This is a genomic window from Bacillus cereus group sp. MYBK139-1, from assembly GCF_051916915.1.
Lineage (GTDB): Bacteria > Bacillota > Bacilli > Bacillales > Bacillaceae_G > Bacillus_A > Bacillus_A pacificus.
Genome location: NZ_JBQAHO010000002.1, coordinates 796242 through 815646, shown reverse-complemented (window position 1 = coordinate 815646; position 19405 = coordinate 796242). Strand labels below are relative to the sequence as shown.

Genomic DNA, 19405 nt, shown 5'->3' with positions numbered 1-19405 from the left:
AGTAAACGGAAATGCTTACTTTCAATTGGGGAGGAATTTGAAATGGCAATTCAAACAAGTAACTTAGGTTATCCACGTATCGGACTACAACGAGAGTGGAAAAAAACATTGGAAGCTTTTTGGTCTAATAAAATTGATGAAGAACAATTTTTAACAACAATGAAAGAAATTCGTCTTCAACACGTTAAAGCACAGCAAGAAAAAGGGATTGAACTTATTCCAATTGGCGACTTTACATATTACGATCACGTTTTGGATACTGCTTATATGCTAGGATTTATCCCATCACGTTTTTCTGAGTTTACATCTTACCTTGATGTATATTTCGCAATGGCGCGTGGCTCTAAAGATCACGTAGCTTCCGAAATGACAAAATGGTTTAACACAAACTATCATTATATCGTTCCAGAATATGAAGAGGGATTACAAATCTCTTTAAAAGATAATCGTCCACTTCGCTTATACGAAGAGGCAAAACAAGAATTAGGAGTAGATGGAAAACCTGTTATTTTAGGACCATATACTTTCTTGAAATTAGCTAAAGGCTATACACAAGAACAATTTGCTACTATTTTAAAACAGTTAGTTGCACCCTACGTACAACTGCTTTCAGAACTACATGCAGCTGGTGCACAAATCATTCAAGTTGATGAACCGATTTTCGCTTCTTTAACGAGAGAAGAAGTTCAACAAGCAAAAGAAATTTATGAAGCTATTCGTAAAGAAGTTCCAAATGCGAATCTTCTTTTACAAACATATTTTGATAGTGTAGAAGAAAACTATGAAGAAATTATTACATTCCCAGTATCAAGTATTGGATTAGATTTCGTTCATGGTAAAGAAGGTAATCTACATGCTATTTCAAAATATGGATTCCCAGCTGATAAAACTTTAGCTGTTGGTTGTATAGATGGCCGTAACATTTGGAGAGCCGATCTTGATGAAGTTCTTACGTTATTTACAACGTTACAAAAACAAGTCCAAACGAAAGATTTCATCGTTCAGCCTTCTTGTAGCTTATTGCATACGCCAATCGATAAAACAGAAGAAACTCACTTATCGACTGAGCTATTTGATGCGTTGGCATTTGCAAATCAAAAATTAGAAGAGTTAGTTCTTATTCATTCCGCTCTAACTCAAGGTACAGAAAGCATTCATAATGAGCTAGAAACATATCGAAATGTACATCATACAATTCGTTCATCTGCTGCACGTAACCGAGAAGATGTCAAAGCAGCACGAACAGCACTAAAAGAAGAAGATTTTTCACGTCCTCTTCCATTTGAAAAACGATATGAATTACAACAAGTTGCCCTGAAGTTACCGTTGTTACCAACAACAACTATCGGTAGCTTCCCGCAAACAACTGAAGTTCGCCAAACGCGAAAAGAATGGCGTAACGGTGTTATTTCAAATGAACAATATGAACAATTTATTGAAAAAGAGACAGAAAAATGGATTCGTTACCAAGAAGAAATTGGTCTTGATGTTCTTGTACATGGTGAATTTGAAAGAACTGACATGGTCGAATATTTTGGTGAACGCCTTGCTGGTTTCTCATTCACTAAAAACGGTTGGGTGCAATCATACGGTTCCCGCTGCGTAAAACCACCTGTTATTTATGGTGATGTAGCCTTTATTAACGGAATGACTATTAAGGAAACTGTTTATGCACAAAGCTTAACAGAGAAAGTTGTAAAAGGAATGTTAACTGGACCGGTTACGATTTTAAATTGGTCCTTCGTTCGAAATGACATTCCAAGAAAAGAAGTTTCATATCAAATTGCATTAGCTCTTCGTCATGAAATTGAACTACTTGAATCTTCCGGAATTCGAGTAATTCAAGTCGATGAGCCAGCACTTCGTGAAGGAATGCCACTAAAAGAAAAAGATTGGGACGCTTATATTACATGGGCAGTACAATCCTTCCTTTTAGCAACTTCTTCTGTAGCAAATGAAACACAAATTCATACTCATATGTGTTACAGTAACTTCGAAGATATCGTTGATGCGATTCGCGCATTAGATGCAGATGTGATTTCTATCGAAACATCAAGAAGTCACGGTGAATTTATTGATACATTAAAACATACAACATATGAAAAAGGCATCGGTCTAGGTGTATATGATATTCATAGCCCACGTGTACCAAGTAAAGATGAAATGTATAAAATCGTAGAACAATCTTTAAAAGTATGCGATCCTAAATATTTCTGGATTAATCCTGATTGTGGTTTAAAAACGAGAAGAACAGAAGAAGTTATTCCAGCTTTAGAGCACATGGTGCAAGCGGCAAAAGACGCTCGTTCCTTGCTAAAAACAAACGCATAATAAAAATGGGGTATCCTTTTTGAGGATACCCCATTTTTTATTCTTTACTTTCAAAAAAGAATTCATATTGTATTTTATATAATTCATCATCCGTTGGTTCTTCAAGAGGTGTTGCTTGTAATACAACCGTATACTCACCATTTGGAATAGGGATTTGAAATTTATTTGAAAGAATACTTGTTACAACGATACATTCATTTTCAACTGTAAAAGGAACTGTAACCGTTCTAATCACTTCTTCTTTCTCAATATGTTTCCCTGGGGTCACTTTTACTTCACAAGTATAATCAGAGAGTGCTTCAAAAATAACAGTTCCATCCGCCTTCGCATAACCTCTTTCAAAATCCTCATCCGTCCAGTCAACGTAAGGCTGATCACCGTCATAGTTCATCAACATTAATTGCGAATACGAAATTGTTAACTCCATCGTTCCCTTCTCCTTCATTATGAAATATGCAACTACTACTTTACGTCAAATTTCACACGCGTACCATCTGGGTATTTATCTAACTTATTTCCTACCCAAGAGCCTGCTCCGCGGTTATCGGCTGGACTTATATATTCAATATGTGCTCCTTTTCCGCCTTCTTTACACATCGCCATTGGCCATTCATCACGATCATACCCTTTTTTTGATGGGTATGGAGCTAACGATAATTTTCTTCTATCCGCAGCACCACCACGGTCGATTGTACAAACTTCTGAATGTCCTTCTTTTATAGCATCCGTAATATGTTTCCCTGTCTCTGGATATCGATCTTTCGGAAATTCTAGAACTTGATCATACGCATTTGTTTTTTTAATACTTGTTTCCTCTGGAACAAGCACTTCATACACCGCTACTACAATAGAAAGAATTGCAATAATTGAAATGATAATACCTTTTAATTGTTTCATGTATACCTCCGTGATTCTACCTGTTTCTTTTCCTCAGTTATCACGCATTAACGAGCAGTAAGACCCCCACCTCAAAATTCAGCGAAAGCAAAGAAGTTAGGTGGGGGATTAACTGTCCGTAAAAGCCCGATTGGTGAGGGCTGATGATCAGTGGTGGATGAACAAAACCCCCACTGATTAAAGTTTCACTTTATTATAACAAACTTATCCTGTATATGTTTTCAGACATTATTTTAGCTCTTCTTCGCCATTCCGCCAAAAACTCTCATTTTTCTTCATCTTTTCACTAATGCTGTAGAAAACTAATAACCTTCCGACATTCTTTTTCAAAGGAAGTCCTCATAAAAGATTGAAATGATATATACGATACTTTTTGGGGAGGAAATATCATGGAAGCTACCTATAAAACGAAAGATGTGACGAATAAAACAGGCATCCCAAAACATATAGTCCGCAAATATAGTCAACTGTTAGAGGAACATGGTTATATAATTTCCAAAACAGCTGATGCTCGTATTTATAAACTTGATGATTTAAAACTATTGAAATCTATACATGAAAGAGCTGCTACATTGCAGGAAGATATTTCAGAAACGATACCAATTATTTTAAAAGAAAAAGAGGCCCCACCTGTACCAGTTATACAAGATACGCAAGAAATACAACCGAAAGAAAAAGAAGATGGGCGTAACTTCGAGGAGTTCATGTTAAAACTTGAAATGCTCGCTCAACTAAATGAAGCCATTATTCATCAAAATTCTACCCTTATTACCCAAAATCGTTTAAAAGATGAAAAGCTAGATGAGTTGATGCAACAAGTTTATGTAAAAGAAGGATCTCAGGAAAAGATGCTACAAGAGTTAGTGGATCATGCCGCTCAAACAGATGCTCTGCAAAAAGAAAAGATGGACTTATTAATGAATCATATGTATAAACGAGAATCTAAACAAGAAGAAAAAATGAATAAACTCGTAAATCAAATTTATAATAAAGATAGCAACCGTGATGCACAACTTATGCAAGTAATTCGCGAAATTCAAGAAACAAAAAGATTAGTCGCCGCCTCAAAAGAACAAAGCTTTTTCCAATCATTTAGAAGTTTATTTAGCCGAACAAAACAAGAAAAAACAACTGAATAGCATAATATATTTTTTCTAATATAAAATAAAAAGTTACCTTCTATCGGTAACTTTTATTCCTTATTTCTTACAGCTGGCAATATAATAATCGCTTCAGTTCCTTTCCCACTTTCGCTTTTATATTCCAGCGTACCATTATGCGCTTGTAAAATACTAAATGTTACCATTAGTCCTAATCCTGTCCCTTTTTCTTTTAAAGAATAATACGGTTGTCCGAGCCTTGCTAATTGTTCTTTCGTCATCCCAACACCACTATCTTTAACTCTTATTACAATCGTTTCATCTTTTTGCATCGCCGTTACTTTTAAATATCCTTTATTTCCTTGAATTGCTTCAATACCATTTTTAACAACATTCATAATAGCTTGCTTCAATTTCGTTTTATCACCGATCGTATAAAGACTTTCAGAAATCTCAACTTGCAAATATACACCCTGCATCGCTGCAAATGATGACATAAGAGTTGTCATTTCTATTAATTGAGCGGATAAGCAAATATGTTCTTTTTTCTCAATTTGTGGTCTTGCTAAATTTAAATAATCTGAAATAATTTGTTCTGCCCGGTCCAATTCAGCTAATACGAGACGCATATAATCCTTATTCTTCACATCTTCCGTACTTTCTAGCAATTGAATAAAACCACGAACAACAGTGAGTGGATTTCGAACCTCATGTGCAACACTTGCTGCTAACTCACTTACAATATTAAGTTTCTCTGACTTTTGCATCTCTGTACGTAGTATTGCATTTTCATTTAAATATTCTGTTAAGTACACCTGAAATACCATTGTCATAACCATAATAAGCGAAGCAAATATATATCCGCTATATAAGTGCGAAACATATGGTGTAAATCCCTTTTCTAACAGAACGTTAATCATACCAATCACTAAAGAAACAAGTACGTACAATGATGAAATCATAAATGCTAAAATTAGCTTCTTATCCCTTGAAAATAGAGACCATTTCTTTGATAAAAATAATGGAACTATCAATAGAAATATTACTTCTATGACTGGAAGAAGGTTTATGCCCTTTAGCGCCCATTCATAGACAACAAAAATAACGGCCGGGATTAAACCAACAATCCCACCATATAAAAAACCACTAACAATTGGGATTGGGTGAAAGTTATACCCGCAAACGTCCCCAAAACAAATAGAGTATGTCATAGAGAGAACGAGTGTAATGCTAGATAAAAACATAATAAAGTAGCGGTTCGGCTTCGGAGGCATTTCTTGATAACGATTTAAACGAATCGCTTCGTATAAAAATAGTGGCAAAATAATGATGGCAATTTGGATCATTAAATCACGGATAAGCTCCATAGCCTCTCATCCCCTATATGTATTTTGATATGATTATATCATTTTACAGGTTTGTTTGTTTTAAAATTTTGATTTTTCTTAACATATTTGTTAATTCTTTGTTAACAACACATAATAATTGTTACAGATTTTCGAAATGAATGTAAACCCTGTACCAAATTTCTGCCCGGCAGTATACAATGAATACGGATTACAAAGAAAATAAAAAATACTTCATAAGACGGACAACTATAGCAAAATACAGCATATAATCCATACTATCTATGTTTACAAATAAGTGATCATTATTTTAGTAGGAGGAAGATAAATATGGCGGGTACTACGCTTGTTTTAAAAGAAGAAAATTTGGTCGTTCTAGAAAACGTTGAAAAATCAGTGTACGAAGAGTTACAGCATAAAACAGGAGAAGAAAATTGCACATGCGCTGTGAATGAATCAGTTGTTCACCTTGGCAAAGTATCCTCTGTACTTTGGAATGAAGATGAAATAGATTGGGAATACGGATATTAAAAAGTCGCTTACAGCGGCTTTTTTTCTATTATCCTTCTCTTTCTACATACCATATACGCAAGCGAAATCATAGAAAATATGTTAAAATGAATTTAATTTTCAAACGGAAGAAAGGGAGATACAATGGAACAATTCATTAACCCTAGAGTGAAGGACATCCAAATTTCTGGAATCCGTCAATTCTCTAATATGATTCAAAACTATGATAATCTTATCTCTTTAACAATTGGACAACCTGATTTTCCTACACCTTCTCTCGTAAAAGAAGCGGCAAAACGGGCTATTACAGAAAATTATACAAGCTATACACATAACGCTGGTTTACTAGAATTACGCAAGGCAGCTTGTAACTTTGTAAAAGATAACTACGATTTACATTATTCACCTGAAAACGAAACTATCGTTACAATCGGTGCTAGTGAAGCAATTGATGTTGCATTTCGAACGATTTTAGAGCCAGGAACAGAAGTCATTTTACCTGCCCCTATTTATCCAGGGTACGAGCCGATTATTCGATTATGCGGTGCAACCCCTGTATTTATAGATGTTCGTGAAACTGGCTTCCGTTTAACAGCCGATGCACTAAAAAATGCCATTACAGAAAAAACAAGATGCGTCGTACTGCCGTATCCTTCTAACCCAACTGGTGTAACTTTATCAAAAGAAGAACTACAGGATATTGTACATGTTTTAAAAGATAAAAAGATTTTCGTCCTTTCTGATGAAATTTATAGCGAACTTGTATATGAACAAACACATACATCGATTGCTCATTTCCCAGAAATGCGCGAAAAGACTATCGTCATTAACGGTTTATCAAAATCGCATTCGATGACTGGCTGGCGTATCGGTCTATTATTCGCACCAAACTATTTAGCTGGGCATATATTAAAAGTTCATCAATACAACGTAACGTGCGCTACTTCAATCGCTCAATATGCTGCAATTGAAGCATTAACAGCTGCTAAAGATGCACCAAAAATGATGCGTCATCAATACAAAAAACGCCGTGATTACGTATATAATAGACTCATTCAAATGGGCTTAACAGTTGAAAAGCCAACAGGTGCATTTTACTTATTCCCATATGTTGGCCATTTAACATCTTCATCATTTGATTTTGCACTTGATCTTGTGAAAGAAGCTGGACTTGCCGTCGTTCCCGGAACAGCATTCTCTGAATATGGGGAAGGCTACCTTCGCTTGTCCTATGCGTATAGTATTGAAACTTTAAAAGAAGGCTGTGACCGTTTAGAAGCCTTTCTACAAAAAAAAGCTAAGAGTTAAACTCTTAGCTTTTTTTATGCATAATGATCACAAGTTTGACGCTTCAATAATTTATGCGGAATAATGATACACTTTGCAGTAGACTCTGCATTCTCTACTTTATCAACTAAAGCTTTTGCAGCTTCATATCCTAGCTGATATATATTCACATCAACTGTTGAAAGTGGCGGACTCGAAATTTCTGATAATAAAGCATTATTAAAACTTACAATTGAAACATCCTTCGGTACAACGAACCCTTTTTTAGAAAGTGCACTTAGCACACCAAGTCCAATTAGATCATCCGTTGCCATAATTGCTGTTGGTGGTTGCTTCAATCCCATTAATTCCTCCACGGCTTGTTGACCACTTTCTCTTGAGAAATCAAAATGTAAAATATACTCTTTTGGTAATACAATGTCTGCTAATTTTAAAGCATCACTCATACCAGCCAAACGATCTCTCGTTACAAGTAAATCTGATCCACCGCCGATGAACGCGATTTGTTTATGACCTAATGAAATCAAATATTCTGCTACTTCTCTTGCAGCTGTATAATTGTCATTATCTACATATGTAATTTCTTCTTTACGATCATATGGTTTCCCGATTAATACGAACGGGAAATTTTGTTTATGTAAATATTGAATAATCCGATCATTCTCTCTTGAATATAAAAGAATAATGCCACCAATTTGGCGCCCCTGCACCATCTTTACAACACCATTAAAAATTTCATCTTCCGTTTCACCTGTCGACATATAAAGTGCATACCCTTCCACATGTGCAAACGAACTAATCCCTCTTATAACTTCTGGGAAAAACGGATTTTGAAAAGCTTTACTTGCAGAACTTGGCATAACAAGGCCAAGTGTTTTTGTTGTTTGGTTAGCTAGGTTTCTTGCGTTTAAATTAGGATGATACCCTAGTTCACTCATTACTTTCCGAACACGACGCTTTGTTTTTTCACTTATACTTGGATTATCAGCAATTACACGAGAAACGGTAGATGGTGCTACATTCGCCTTCTTCGCCACATCTTTAATTGTAACTGTCATAAAAATCCCCCTCCTTTCACTTCTCTGCCATTTTATATATTTTCATCTTGCACCCGTTGCAAGTAATAGGAGAAGTCATAAACTTTCATTGATTCTATCTTGTAAAACCTATCATATTCTCCCTCTCCATGTATTGTAAGGGATAGAGCTCTTTTTTCCTATACTATAATATACTATTTATTTCACTTCTTTTCATATGGGATGTCAAATCTCTTTTCATCTCCCTATAAACTTATTTATAGGGAGATGAAAAGAAAAATGGGACGTAATGTCCCATTTTTCATCCTTTTGTACCTCCAGCTGTTAAACCGGAAACAAAATATTTTTGTAGTGATAGGAATAAAATTGAAATTGGGATTGCAATCAATACTGAACCCGCTGCAAACGTTGTAAATTCATTACCAAATTTCTTCGCTACCATTTCATATAACCCAACTGCTAACGTATAATTTTCTGGTGTGCGCAAAATAATACTCGCTAAAATGAAATCTGTAAATGGACCGATGAAAGTAAATAACGCTACAACCGCTACGATTGGCTTTGCAAGTGGCATAATGATTTGCCAGAAAATACGGAAATGTCCTGCTCCATCCATTCGAGCTGATTCATCCAACTCTTTCGGAATCGTATCAAAATACCCTTTCATAAGCCATGTATTCATCGGAATGGCTCCGCCTACATAAATTAAAATTAATGCAAGATGTGTATCAAGTAACCCTGTTAACTGAGCTAATATATATAGTGCGATTAACGCTGCAAAGTTTGGGATCATTTGCAAAATTAAAAATGTTAATAAACCATTCTTTCTTCCAACAAAACGATATCTTGAAAATGCATAAGCAGTAAAACTAATGGCTAGTACAGAGAAAATCATCGTCATTACGCTAACTTTCAAAGTATTTTTATACCAAAGTAAGTAATTACTTGAATCGAGATCAAGTAGCTTGCGATAATGATCTAATGTGGCATTTTTCGGAATAATACTTGACCCAGATAAACTATCCCCTGGATTAAACGATGAGCCAATTATCCATAGTAATGGATAGAAAATAATCGCACACATTATGAAGATAACTAAATAACTTAATGAAAGACGTAGCATCTTTTGTCGTTTAATATTCATTTACATCATATCCTCTTCTTGGAATGATTTTGTTCTCTTAAATTGCCATAACGCAACTGTAATAACGATTAACGATAAAATCATTGTAAGAGCTGCTGCTTTTCCGTACTGCGCGGAAGTCATCGTTAACTTATAAATCCATGAAATTAAAATATCTGTTCCACCTGCATTTTGTCCAGACACAGCAGGCCCTCCGTTATTAAATAGATAAATAATACTAAAATTATTAAAATTAAACGTATATTGCGTAATTAATATTGGCGCTGTTGCGTATAACACAAGTGGCAATGTAATTTTGCGGAACTGTTGCCAAGCAGTTGCTCCATCTACTGTAGCCGCTTCATATAATTCTCCTGGAATCGATTGCAGTATACCTGTTGTCATTGCAAAGACGAACGGGAAACCAAGCCACGTTTGAATCATAATTAAAGCAATCTTTGACCAAAACGGGTCTGTCATCCAAGCAATCTTTTCAATCCCGAATAAAGCTAATACTTGGTTATTAATTGCTCCAAATGTTTCATTAAACATACCAGCAAATACAAGAATAGATACGAATGCTGGAACAGCCCACGGTAAAATAAAGATTGTTCGAATAATTGCCTTGCCTTTAATACCAGGCTGATTTACGATAATCGCTAAAAAAATACCAAGTGCAACTTGTAATGTTGTTGCAACGAATGTCCAAATGACAGTCCAAGAAAATACACTTAAAAATGTATCTCTCCACATCGGTAATGTAAAGATATCAATAAAGTTTTTAAAGCCCACCCAATCTACTAATTTAGCTGGAGGAGAATGATATAAATCATAGTTCGTAAATCCAATTAAAATTACGAAGATGATTGGGAATACGACAACAAAGATAAGTAGTAGAAAACCTGGTGAAACCATTAAATAAGGAAAGCCTTGATCTAACAAATTACGGTATTGCTCTTTTACAGAATTTAACGGTGTTCCAATATCACGTTTCTTCCCATTTTGATATGCATCATATAAGTTAAATGCATATATTCCGAGTCCAAACACGATGACAATGAGTGCCAAGATTCCTTCTACTAATAGAAAGACAGAATGATCACGTGGAACTTCTGTACCAAGCGTTACAATGCCCCATAATCCCATATTTAATAAATCAGCAAAGGCTACAATAAATGAACCTGTTAATACTAGAAAAATAAGACCTTTTACAAATTGTTTATTATACATTTGACCCACGCCTGGAATGATTGATAACATGGTTGCCATTTTCCTATGCTTTGAATGGTTTAACCCCTTTGCAGGTTCCATAGATGTTTGCATGTTCCTTCCCCCTTTTTTCTTCCCACATGGAAGGGAGAGAATTCGTGCCCCTCATATTAGAGGCACGAATTTCACCTTATTTTTTCTTACTATGATTTGCCTCAATATTACCTTTAATTTGTTTCACTGCACTATCAAGTGCGGATTTTGGTGCTTCTTTATCTGATACAACTAATTGAAGCGCATCTCCAGCTGGTTTCCAAACTTCTTGCATTTCCGGAATGTTTGGCATTGGAATTCCATTTTCAGATTGCGTTGCAACTGCTTTTGCAGCTTCGTTATCTTTAATAATTGGATCTTCCATTACTGATTTTACTGGAGGAATTTCTTTTGTTTTCTCAAATCGAATTTTTGCGTTTTCTTCATTCGTTACCCACTCAGTGAACTTTGTAGCTAAATCATTTTGTTTAGAGAAACTTGTTACATGCCATCCTTTAACTCCAACAAACGTTTTCATTGGTTGACCATTTGGTAATTTCGGCATTGGAGCAACGCCATAATCTATTCCAGCCTTTTCCATCGCTTGGAATGCCCATGGACCATTCATAATAGATGCTGCTTTTCCTTCATTAAATAATCCATCTGCAGCTGAACCACCAGATTCACCGATAATACCTTTCGGGAATAACTTTTCTTTGTACCATTTTTGAATGTATTCAGCACCTTGTACTGCACCGCTATTATTTAATCCAATATCATTTGCATTTGGCTTTCCATCTTTTTCACCAAATACATAACCACCCATACCTGCCATAAATGCATTAGCGAAGTAGAAATTATCTCCTAGTGCTAAAAATCCGTATTTTCCATCTTTCGTAAAGTCTTTTGAGAAGTTAAACAGTTCATCCATCGTTTCAGGTGCTTTTTGCATCAATTTTTTATTATAAATAAAGATTGGTGTTTCAATCGCTTTTGGTAAACCGTATATTTTTCCGTTATATGTTTGTGCTTCTATTGATAAATCTGTAAATTTACTTTTTACTGTATCATCTACTTTCACTTCTGAAAGTAGTCCTTCTGTTACCGCATTACCAATATGATCATGTGGTAATGTTACAACATCTGGTCCTGTGCCAGCTGGACCATCGAGACGAAGTTTTTCTATTTGTTTCGTCATCTGAACCTCTTCAACTTTTACTTTCACATTATATTTCTTTTCAAAACTTTTCACCGCTTGCTCTAGACCAACACCTTTTTTCTCATCTTCCCAAACGAGAAGATCGTAATCTTTCTTCGCTTTACTTTCTTCTTTTTTCCCTGAATCTTTCGGTCCACATGCAGATAACATACCAATTGATAATGCTGAAACCGTTAATAATGATAATGCTTTCTTCATCCCAAAAACCTCCCTGAATTGTATATGTACCCTACTAATTGAAAACGTTTGCATTGAATAGTTTAATAGAAGCGCAAACAATATCTCAATCTATGAAAACGTTTGCGCTATTTGTCTATCATTATACATTCTTTTATTCATTTTGCAAATATTAATTTTAAAAATATTATTACTATACTCTTTGTACATTGACTTTATACGAAATGAATACTACTCTTATAAGCAATATTAAAGCTATGCAAAAGGCAATCGTTTGCAACATATGCTTTATTATTATACTTAAGGGAACAATATGCATAGAGATAGTAAAGGGGGATTTTTTATATGCTTAAAGACGCCATCTATCATAGGCCAAAAGATAATTACGCATACGCTTACGATGAAAAAACGATTCATATCCGAATACGTACGAAAAGAGACGATGTTCAAAGCACCAATCTTATTTATGGTGATCCTTATGAATGGACAGACGGGAAGTGGATTTCTTCAAGTGCACCGATGAAAAAAACTGGTTCTACTGCATTGTTTGATTATTGGTCCATTTCCATCGAGCCAAAATTTAAGCGCTTACGTTATGGATTTGAATTAAAAGCAGAGACAGAAACGCTTATTTATGCAGAACGCGGATTTTTTTCCAGCATTCCAAATGATGACGTTGGTAAATTTTTCTGTTTTCCATTTATTCATGCAAATGATGTATTCAAAGCACCTTCCTGGATTAAAGATACTGTTTGGTATCAAATTTTCCCAGAACGGTTCGCTAATGGAGATCATACGTTGAATCCAGAAAACACCCTTCCTTGGGGAAGCGCTGAACCAACTCCAACTAATTTTTTCGGCGGAGATTTTGCTGGTATTATGCAAAACCTCGATTACCTTGTTAAACTTGGAATTTCGGGAATATATTTCACACCTATTTTCAAAGCACATTCAAACCATAAATATGACACAATTGACTACATGGAAATCGATCCGCAATTTGGCACAAAAGAAACATTCAAAGAACTCGTTCAAGCATGTCATACACATGGTATAAAAGTAATGCTCGATGCCGTATTCAATCACAGTGGATACTTTTTCGATAAATTTCAAGACGTACTAGAAAATGGTGAACAGTCAGCATATAAAGAATGGTTTCATATTCATGAGTTCCCTATTAGAACTGAGCCACTTCCGAATTATGATACTTTCGCGTTTACACCGTATATGCCAAAATTAAACACTGCACACCCGGATGTAAAAGAATACTTACTTGAAGTAGGGCGTTATTGGGTAAAAGAATTCAATATAGACGGGTGGCGCCTTGATGTAGCAAATGAAGTCGACCATAACTTTTGGAGAGAATTCCGAAATGAGATAAAAGCATTAAATTCTGAAGTATATATTTTAGGAGAAATTTGGCACGATGCACTTCCATGGTTACAAGGAGATCAATTTGATGCTGTAATGAGCTATCCTGTTACAAACGCTCTACTGTCTTACTTTGCTAACAATTCCATTAAGGCAAATGAATTTATGAAACAAATTATAGAATCTCTACATTCCTACTCTATGAATGTAAATGAAGCAGCATTTCATTTATTAGACAGCCATGATACACCAAGAATATTGACAACATGTAACGGAGATAAAAATAAGTTAAAGTTACTTTATGTATTCCACCTTTCTTTCATCGGCTCTCCTTGTATTTATTATGGAGACGAAATTGGTATGGATGGCGGTATGGACCCTGATTGTCGCAAATGTATGGTTTGGGATACGAAAGAACAAGATCATCTATTATTTACACATGTACAAACATTAATTTCGTTACGAAAGCAATATAAAGCATTTGGAGGACATGGTACTTTCCAATTCATTGAAGCAAATGATGAACATAATTATATTTCTTATACAAAAACATATAAAGATGAAACTATCTTTTTCGTTTTAAATCCGACTAATAGTGATATTACAGCTTCACTGCCTCTCCATGTTACTGGAAAGAAAATCATTAATATTTATACAAACGAAGAATTTTCAGCGGAAGCAAGTGTATTACAAGTCACACTTCCTCCATATGGATTCTCCATATTAAAATGGTAATCAAAAAAATCCTTATACCAAAGTGGTATAAGGATTTTTCTTATTTCAATTTGAACACCATTGCTTCATACGGACGTAATGGTATGTTTTCTATCGGTCCATTCTCTACTTCGTAATTGTGTATGAATAACTCTGCTTCACTATAACTAATGTCCTCAGGCAATTCAAATACACATTCTTCTGCAGTAAAGTTTGCAATAACAAGAAGTTTTTCTTCCCCATATGTTCTTACGTATGCAAAAATAGATGGATTATTCTCCAATATTAAATCATATGATCCATACACAACTATTTCATTATTTTTGCGTAACTCAATTAATTTTTTATAATAATAAAAAATTGAATCTTTATTTTGGATCGCTTGTTTCACATTAATTTCTTTGTAATTAGGGTTTACCGTAATCCAAGGTTCACCTGTTGTAAATCCAGCGTGATTCTGATCATCCCACTGCATCGGAGTTCTAGCATTATCACGACCCTTTATATAAATAGATTCCATTACTTTTTCTATATCTTCACCACGGTCTATCACTTTTTCTTTATACATATTTAACGTTTCAATATCTCGATATTCATCAATCGACTCAAATCGGACGTTTGTCATTCCAATTTCTTCTCCTTGATAAATATACGGCGTTCCTTTCATCATATGAAGCACCGTCGCTAACATTTTCGCAGATTCAATGCGATACATTCCATCATTACCAAAACGAGATACAACGCGAGGCTGATCATGGTTATTCCAATACAGACTATTCCAGCCTGTATGTTCTAATGCTTTTTGCCACTTCGTTAAATTCTCTTTTAAAGTAAGGAGTGAACATGGTTTTACATCCCATTTTCCGCCTTCTCCTGAGTCTAAATCCATATGTTCAAATTGGAATACCATCTGCAGTTCTTTTCGTTCTTCCCCGGTATACAATTTCGCTTCTTCTGTCGTTACACCAGGCATTTCACCAACCGTCATAATATCATAATGAGACAATGCTTCTTCATTCATTTCATGTAAATATTTATGAATGTTTGGACCGTTCATAAAATGCTTATGACCTGAAACATACCCCTCTTCTTCTGTTTCAACAGCTGGTAATCCCTCTTCTTTAGAAATAAAATTAATAACATCCATACGGAAGCCATCAATTCCTTTTTCTAACCAAAACTTCATCATTTCATAAACATCTTGCCTTACCTTTTCATTATCCCAATTTAAATCTGGCTGTTTTTTAGAAAACAAATGTAAATAATATTCATCTGTCATTTCATCATACTGCCATGCTGATCCACTAAACGCTGCTCCCCAGTTATTCGGCTCTTTTCCTTCTTTTCCAGGGCGCCATATATAGTAATCTCTATATTTATTATCTTTTGATTTACGTGATTCAATAAACCAATTATGTTCATCAGAAGTATGATTAACAACTAAGTCCATCATAAGTTTCATATTACGTTCATGCATTTCATGTAATAGCTCATCCCAATCTTCCATTGTTCCGAACTCATTCATAATTTTACAATAATCACTTATATCATAACCATTATCATCATTTGGAGATTCATAGACTGGTGATAACCAAATTACATCAATCCCTAATTCTTTTAAGTAATCTAACTTTGAAATAATACCGCGAAGATCCCCGATACCATCACCGTTGCTATCCATAAAGCTACGAGGATAAATTTGATATACTACACTTTCTTTCCACCACTGTTTTTCCATTATGCTACCCCATTTCATTCATAATTCGATTTTCTCTTTTTAAGGCGCAAACGTTTTCATTAATGAATGATAACAGATTCTATCTTAATTTAAAATAGCGCTTACAACTTTTATTCTTATTTTTCTAAGAAAACATACGAAATTTACTAATATCCTTCCAATTTATGAAAACGTTTTATTTTTTTGTTTATTTTTTGAATCTATTCGTTTATAATGAACTAAAAGAAAACGTTTGCATAATTATTTCTAGGGGGAAATACCATGGCAGAACTGAAATTAGAAAACATTTATAAAATATATGATAATAACGTAACAGCTGTAACAGACTTCAATTTACACATTCAAGATAAAGAATTTATCGTATTTGTCGGTCCTTCTGGATGCGGAAAATCTACAACATTACGAATGGTGGCTGGACTTGAAGACATTTCAAAAGGAGAGTTTTCAATTGATGGTAAGCTAATGAATGATGTCCCTCCAAAAGATCGCGATATCGCAATGGTCTTCCAAAACTATGCTCTATATCCACATATGAGTGTATATGATAATATGGCATTTGGATTAAAACTTAGAAAAATACCAAAAGATGAAATTGATCGTCGTGTGAAAGATGCAGCAAAAATTTTAGGACTGGAACAATATTTAGATAGAAAACCGAAAGCATTATCTGGTGGACAACGTCAACGTGTTGCGTTAGGGAGAGCAATCGTTCGAGACGCGAAAGTGTTCTTAATGGATGAGCCATTATCTAACTTAGACGCTAAATTACGTGTTGCAATGCGCTCAGAAATTTCTAAGTTACACCACCGCCTTGGAACGACAACAATTTATGTAACGCATGATCAAACTGAAGCGATGACAATGGCTTCTCGTCTTGTTGTTATGAAAGACGGAAAAATTCAACAAATCGGTACTCCAAAAGAAGTATACGAAACACCTGAAAACATTTTTGTTGGTGGATTTATCGGCTCTCCAGCGATGAATTTCTTCCGTGGTAAATTAACTGAAACCGATTTCGTTATAGACAATGCTGCAAAAATTAAAGTAACTGAAGGAAAAATGAAGATATTACGTGAACAAGGCTATGTAAATAAAGACATTGTTTTAGGTATTCGTCCTGAGGACATTCATGATGAACTATTATTTTTAGAAGCTTCACAATCTACTGCCTTCACAACAAAAATTGAAGTTGCTGAGTTATTAGGTGCTGAATCTATTTTATATACGAAACTTGGAAATCAAGATTTTGCAGCACGTGTTGATGCAAGACATACATTTTCACCTGGTGACCAAATTAAACTAGCATTTGATATGAATAAAGCGCATTTCTTTGATAGTCAAACCGAACAACGCATTCGTTAAAAAATAATTTTCATACAAAAAAACCGTCCACATATATTGAGGGCGGTTTTCACTATTATACGAGGGCTTCTACTGTATGAAATGATTGTCCTTTCGTGCTAATAATACCGAAAATCGGTAAGTCACTTAGCACCACTTCTTCTTGCTGTTTCATAAAAGATGACGTTAATTGTTTTATCTCTATCCATACGTCATTAATACAAAGTACATTGGAATCGTTCTCTTGTTGGCGTGAAAATATAGAATCTATTTTATATAAACCAGCATTTTGAAAAAGCATATCAATGCGACTGAATGCATTCAAAGTAATGCTGATTACGCGTTGCCAATCTCCTTGTTTTTCCATATCATAGGATACAAAAAGTGCTTCTCCGCCTAGATTCGTAATTTCCTCCACTGTTGCTTGTCCACTTTCTTGATCGATGTCCGTCACAATTACTTTTGCGCCTTGTTTAGCCAACAAAAGAGCTGTATTACGTCCAATACCGATGCCACCGCCATTTACGATAGCAACTTTTCCTGCAAGCTTCATTTTCATTACCCCTTCTATAAGTCTTACCGTCATTCAGTATACTCCTTTATGAGATTAGTCTGCAAGCAAGAAAAGTTGCTTATTCATTTGTAAGCGATTACTTTTTTACTCCTTCTTTTTTCTTACTATTACGCTGATCGAAAACTAAACCGATGAAAATTAAAATCCCCCAAAAGATTACGCTACCTCCAGTCATTTCAATTTCCCCCTTATTATATAAACATATTATTTTAATCATTATAACATTTTCTTAATTTTCAATCTATTTAATTCAAAAATGATATAGATTAACTTTTTCCCTATTATATATCCATTAAAATATATTTGTATAACAAAAAGAGACCTTTTTATATAAAAAGGTCTCTTTTTGTTATACAAGACTTATCACTTTCGTTTTTGTAATTAAATCCTGAAAACCACAATTATCTTTGCGGAATAACATCATATATACGTTACATAATATCGGAATTCCAAGCAGTAATATGTTCGGTAATAACAATACAAAAAATCGAATCGTTAATGTTTGTAATGTTAACTTTTCACTCTTCAATGAAATTAATTTTATTCTCGTTACCTTTTTACCAAGTGTTACACCGTTCCAAATAAAGGGTAGCAAAATAAAATATATCGCCATTAATATAAAAACTACTGCAAGATCATATCTATAATCGCCAAAACTAATATTAAAGCGATTAAAAATAGCACTATAATTTCCAGTCATAACAGCTACTACTGCACCATACATAACCGAGATTAAAAACATGTCAATTAGGGAGGCACCTATGCGATTCATTACAAGCGCTGGACGATGCATCTTTAACTTCATTTTTATGTCGACTCCTTCATATCCTTCTTTACCCGTCTCATCGTACCACTTCTAAAAAACATTGTAAACTAGCGTTTCTCTTACTTTTCTTGTACAATGTGTTACAACAGCATTGTAAAGGAGGTTCCCATATTGAAAAAATGGATAATCCTATTCGTCGCATTCCTATTAGCCGGTTGTGCTGGAAATACAAATCATATAACATATACGATTAACGATGAATACGAGCTCATACGTACTTCTGGAAATGCATTTGAACTTTTCCCCACGCAAGATGCTGTATATGCCACACAATACATTCCTGCAAAAATTACAGACATAGCCTGGGATGATAAATACATTATTGCAAAACAAACTGAGGAAAAGTCAGATCCGAATAATCCTGACGCAGCAATTGCAAATAAAAAAAGCGAGCATTATTGGATTATTGACGTAAAGCATAATAAACGTTTTGGCCCCTATAATGAAAAGCAATTTAATGAACAAAAAGATGCGTTTAAAATTAAGGTGCCTTTTCAAAGTGTAGATTCATACATAGAGGAACAGAAAAAACAGTCAGCATAATAGTTTGAGCGCTGACTGTTTTTTCTTGC

General features: G+C 34.7%; 18 protein-coding genes. 7 read left to right on the top strand and 11 right to left on the bottom strand.

The features are described 5' to 3' along the window. The first annotated feature begins 42 nt into the window (after positions 1-42). Complete coding sequence (metE, locus tag ACTFRS_RS15485; protein WP_440024718.1) at positions 43-2331, top strand: 5-methyltetrahydropteroyltriglutamate--homocysteine S-methyltransferase; 2289 nt, start codon at positions 43-45, stop codon at positions 2329-2331. A 37-nt stretch (positions 2332-2368) separates the two neighbouring features. Here the strand turns inward: metE and comJ are convergent, their stop codons facing one another. Together comJ and nucA are read right to left on the bottom strand one after the other, a co-directional pair. Next, complete coding sequence (gene comJ, locus ACTFRS_RS15480; RefSeq protein WP_000424015.1) at positions 2369-2758, bottom strand: competence protein ComJ; 390 nt, start codon at positions 2756-2758, stop codon at positions 2369-2371. A gap of 35 nt (positions 2759-2793) precedes the next feature. Continuing rightward, positions 2794-3228: a DNA-entry nuclease gene (nucA, locus tag ACTFRS_RS15475; RefSeq protein ID WP_000811499.1), complete on the bottom strand. Its 435-nt coding sequence runs from the start codon at positions 3226-3228 to the stop codon at positions 2794-2796. Positions 3229-3617: 389 nt separating this feature from the next. Between nucA and ACTFRS_RS15470 the strand changes: the two genes are divergently transcribed. Next, a complete protein-coding gene (locus tag ACTFRS_RS15470) occupies positions 3618-4367 on the top strand; it encodes a DUF3967 domain-containing protein (RefSeq protein ID WP_000388461.1) in 750 nt (249 codons plus the stop codon). A 53-nt stretch (positions 4368-4420) separates the two neighbouring features. On the opposite strand, the gene kinB is transcribed toward ACTFRS_RS15470, so the two are convergent. Then, positions 4421-5695 (bottom strand): sporulation sensor histidine kinase KinB, encoded by a 1275-nt coding sequence (gene kinB, locus ACTFRS_RS15465; protein ID WP_062821081.1) that lies wholly within the window; start codon positions 5693-5695, stop codon positions 4421-4423. A gap of 309 nt (positions 5696-6004) precedes the next feature. Between kinB and ACTFRS_RS15460 the strand changes: the two genes are divergently transcribed. Continuing rightward, positions 6005-6205 (top strand): hypothetical protein, encoded by a 201-nt coding sequence (locus ACTFRS_RS15460; RefSeq protein ID WP_000929285.1) that lies wholly within the window; start codon positions 6005-6007, stop codon positions 6203-6205. Positions 6206-6328: 123 nt separating this feature from the next. Continuing rightward, the gene (locus ACTFRS_RS15455) at positions 6329-7492 is read left to right on the top strand and encodes an aminotransferase A (protein ID WP_440024721.1); all 1164 of its coding nucleotides are present in this window, start codon (positions 6329-6331) and stop codon (positions 7490-7492) included. A 14-nt stretch (positions 7493-7506) separates the two neighbouring features. Here ACTFRS_RS15455 and malR read toward each other — a convergent pair whose 3' ends face one another. The 4 genes from malR to ACTFRS_RS15435 form a co-directional block, all read right to left on the bottom strand. Then, positions 7507-8529 carry a maltose operon transcriptional repressor MalR gene (gene malR, locus ACTFRS_RS15450; RefSeq protein ID WP_048550592.1) on the bottom strand — a complete coding sequence of 341 codons (1023 nt, stop codon included), beginning with the start codon at positions 8527-8529 and terminating at the stop codon, positions 7507-7509. A 280-nt stretch (positions 8530-8809) separates the two neighbouring features. After that, the gene (gene malD / locus ACTFRS_RS15445) at positions 8810-9652 is read right to left on the bottom strand and encodes a maltosaccharide ABC transporter permease MalD (RefSeq protein ID WP_001022600.1); all 843 of its coding nucleotides are present in this window, start codon (positions 9650-9652) and stop codon (positions 8810-8812) included. Further along, positions 9653-10954, bottom strand: coding sequence for a maltosaccharide ABC transporter permease MalC (malC, locus tag ACTFRS_RS15440; RefSeq protein WP_062821085.1), 1302 nt, complete (start codon positions 10952-10954; stop codon positions 9653-9655). Positions 10955-11030: 76 nt separating this feature from the next. Further along, positions 11031-12290: an extracellular solute-binding protein gene (locus tag ACTFRS_RS15435; RefSeq protein WP_062821086.1), complete on the bottom strand. Its 1260-nt coding sequence runs from the start codon at positions 12288-12290 to the stop codon at positions 11031-11033. Between the two features lie 324 nt (positions 12291-12614). Here ACTFRS_RS15435 and ACTFRS_RS15430 point away from each other — a divergent pair, with 324 nt between their 5' ends. Continuing rightward, positions 12615-14375: an alpha-glycosidase gene (locus ACTFRS_RS15430; protein WP_139866853.1), complete on the top strand. Its 1761-nt coding sequence runs from the start codon at positions 12615-12617 to the stop codon at positions 14373-14375. Between the two features lie 40 nt (positions 14376-14415). On the opposite strand, the gene malL is transcribed toward ACTFRS_RS15430, so the two are convergent. Continuing rightward, entirely contained in the window at positions 14416-16092 is a 1677-nt protein-coding gene (gene malL, locus ACTFRS_RS15425; RefSeq protein ID WP_440024724.1) for an oligo-1,6-glucosidase, read from the bottom strand. Between the two features lie 261 nt (positions 16093-16353). Here malL and ACTFRS_RS15420 point away from each other — a divergent pair, with 261 nt between their 5' ends. After that, positions 16354-17454, top strand: coding sequence for an ABC transporter ATP-binding protein (locus tag ACTFRS_RS15420; RefSeq protein WP_440024726.1), 1101 nt, complete (start codon positions 16354-16356; stop codon positions 17452-17454). A gap of 55 nt (positions 17455-17509) precedes the next feature. Here ACTFRS_RS15420 and ACTFRS_RS15415 read toward each other — a convergent pair whose 3' ends face one another. The 3 genes from ACTFRS_RS15415 to ACTFRS_RS15405 all read right to left on the bottom strand — a co-directional run bounded on the left by ACTFRS_RS15415 (position 17510) and on the right by ACTFRS_RS15405 (position 18812). Beyond that, positions 17510-18019, bottom strand: coding sequence for an SDR family NAD(P)-dependent oxidoreductase (locus ACTFRS_RS15415; RefSeq protein ID WP_139866847.1), 510 nt, complete (start codon positions 18017-18019; stop codon positions 17510-17512). Positions 18020-18083: 64 nt separating this feature from the next. Next, positions 18084-18182 carry a hypothetical protein gene (locus ACTFRS_RS15410; RefSeq protein WP_000145657.1) on the bottom strand — a complete coding sequence of 33 codons (99 nt, stop codon included), beginning with the start codon at positions 18180-18182 and terminating at the stop codon, positions 18084-18086. A 174-nt stretch (positions 18183-18356) separates the two neighbouring features. Beyond that, positions 18357-18812, bottom strand: a complete 456-nt coding sequence (locus ACTFRS_RS15405) for an RDD family protein (RefSeq protein ID WP_000769088.1) — start codon at positions 18810-18812, stop codon at positions 18357-18359. A 132-nt stretch (positions 18813-18944) separates the two neighbouring features. Between ACTFRS_RS15405 and ACTFRS_RS15400 the strand changes: the two genes are divergently transcribed. After that, positions 18945-19376 carry a DUF3997 domain-containing protein gene (locus ACTFRS_RS15400; protein ID WP_139866845.1) on the top strand — a complete coding sequence of 144 codons (432 nt, stop codon included), beginning with the start codon at positions 18945-18947 and terminating at the stop codon, positions 19374-19376. Positions 19377-19405: the final 29 nt, after the last annotated feature.

Excerpts from the sequence above, each read along its gene's own strand:
- metE (WP_440024718.1), top strand. The coding sequence starts at position 43 with ATGGCAATTCAAACAAGTAACTTAGGTTATCCACGTATCGGACTACAA.
- ACTFRS_RS15410 (WP_000145657.1), bottom strand. The coding sequence starts at position 18,182 with ATGACTGGAGGTAGCGTAATCTTTTGGGGGATTTTAATTTTCATCGGT.
- malR (WP_048550592.1), bottom strand. The coding sequence starts at position 8,529 with ATGACAGTTACAATTAAAGATGTGGCGAAGAAGGCGAATGTAGCACCA.
- ACTFRS_RS15435 (WP_062821086.1), bottom strand. The coding sequence starts at position 12,290 with ATGAAGAAAGCATTATCATTATTAACGGTTTCAGCATTATCAATTGGT.
- ACTFRS_RS15420 (WP_440024726.1), top strand. The coding sequence starts at position 16,354 with ATGGCAGAACTGAAATTAGAAAACATTTATAAAATATATGATAATAAC.
- nucA (WP_000811499.1), bottom strand. The coding sequence starts at position 3,228 with ATGAAACAATTAAAAGGTATTATCATTTCAATTATTGCAATTCTTTCT.
- ACTFRS_RS15405 (WP_000769088.1), bottom strand. The coding sequence starts at position 18,812 with ATGAAGTTAAAGATGCATCGTCCAGCGCTTGTAATGAATCGCATAGGT.
- malC (WP_062821085.1), bottom strand. The coding sequence starts at position 10,954 with ATGCAAACATCTATGGAACCTGCAAAGGGGTTAAACCATTCAAAGCAT.
- kinB (WP_062821081.1), bottom strand. The coding sequence starts at position 5,695 with ATGGAGCTTATCCGTGATTTAATGATCCAAATTGCCATCATTATTTTG.
- malL (WP_440024724.1), bottom strand. The coding sequence starts at position 16,092 with ATGGAAAAACAGTGGTGGAAAGAAAGTGTAGTATATCAAATTTATCCT.
- comJ (WP_000424015.1), bottom strand. The coding sequence starts at position 2,758 with ATGGAGTTAACAATTTCGTATTCGCAATTAATGTTGATGAACTATGAC.
- ACTFRS_RS15430 (WP_139866853.1), top strand. The coding sequence starts at position 12,615 with ATGCTTAAAGACGCCATCTATCATAGGCCAAAAGATAATTACGCATAC.
- ACTFRS_RS15470 (WP_000388461.1), top strand. The coding sequence starts at position 3,618 with ATGGAAGCTACCTATAAAACGAAAGATGTGACGAATAAAACAGGCATC.
- ACTFRS_RS15460 (WP_000929285.1), top strand. The coding sequence starts at position 6,005 with ATGGCGGGTACTACGCTTGTTTTAAAAGAAGAAAATTTGGTCGTTCTA.
- malD (WP_001022600.1), bottom strand. The coding sequence starts at position 9,652 with ATGAATATTAAACGACAAAAGATGCTACGTCTTTCATTAAGTTATTTA.
- ACTFRS_RS15415 (WP_139866847.1), bottom strand. The coding sequence starts at position 18,019 with ATGACGGTAAGACTTATAGAAGGGGTAATGAAAATGAAGCTTGCAGGA.
- ACTFRS_RS15455 (WP_440024721.1), top strand. The coding sequence starts at position 6,329 with ATGGAACAATTCATTAACCCTAGAGTGAAGGACATCCAAATTTCTGGA.